This window comes from Pseudoalteromonas sp. Isolate6 (assembly GCF_022398435.1).
GTDB lineage: Bacteria > Pseudomonadota > Gammaproteobacteria > Enterobacterales > Alteromonadaceae > Pseudoalteromonas > Pseudoalteromonas galatheae.
This window is the reverse complement of the sequence record NZ_JAKEVK010000404.1, coordinates 1-813: the sequence shown is the minus strand read 5'-3', so window position 1 is coordinate 813 and position 813 is coordinate 1. Positions and strand designations below refer to the sequence as shown.

The following is an 813-nucleotide window of genomic DNA, read 5'->3' as shown; positions in this document are numbered from 1 at the left end:
CTTTGAAATTTATTTAGTATACAGATTTAAAATGGTTTCACTATATACAAACGCTTTTTACATGTTGAAAACCAGAATTTTCGCAGTTTTCGCACAATCTCAGCTAAGTTTTCGCACGCGGCATCAAGACCCGTCGCATCTCTGCAACGGGTTTGACGTACATGGATGTACTAATGTCGATTAGAATCATGGATGAATGCTGTTAATCGACCTTTAATTGGGCCCAGGCTCGCTACGAAGAAGGATGTTTTATTCTTTTTGTTTGGGAAGCCTAATAGCTCGGCGGGTAAACCACCTCCGACCATGCAGCTCAGTGCTGATGCTGTGGTAGGAGCGAGGTCACCACGCGATCTTTAATAAGGCCCTGGCTCGCTACGAACCAGGATGTTTTATTCTTTTTGTTTGAGAAGCCCAACAGCTCGGCGGGTAAACCACCTCTGACCATACTGCTCTGTGCTGATGTGGTGGTAGGAGCGAGTTTACCTCGCGATCTTTAATAAGGCCCTAGCTCGCTACGAACTAGGATGTTTTATTCTTTTTGTTTGGGAAGCCTAATAGCTAGGCGGGTAAACCACCTCCGACCACGCTGCTCAGTGCTGATGCTGTGGTAGGAGCGAGTTTACCTCGCGAGGTTTTATATCTCAAATCTCTATGCCCCAAACAGCAAAAAACCCGTCGCATTGCTGCAACGGGTTTCTTTAATAAGGCCCTGACGATGTTCTACTTTCACATGGGAAGCCCACACTATCATCGACGCTGTTTTGTTTCACTTCTGAGTTCGGCATGGGGTCAGGTGGTTCCAAAACGCTATGG

The 813-nt window shown here is 46.4% G+C and carries 1 rRNA gene; it reads right to left on the bottom strand.

The features are described 5' to 3' along the window. Positions 1 to 707: 707 nt before the first annotated feature. Positions 708 to 813: ribosomal RNA gene (gene rrf, locus L1D50_RS23170) — 5S ribosomal RNA — on the bottom strand; the annotation flags it as partial.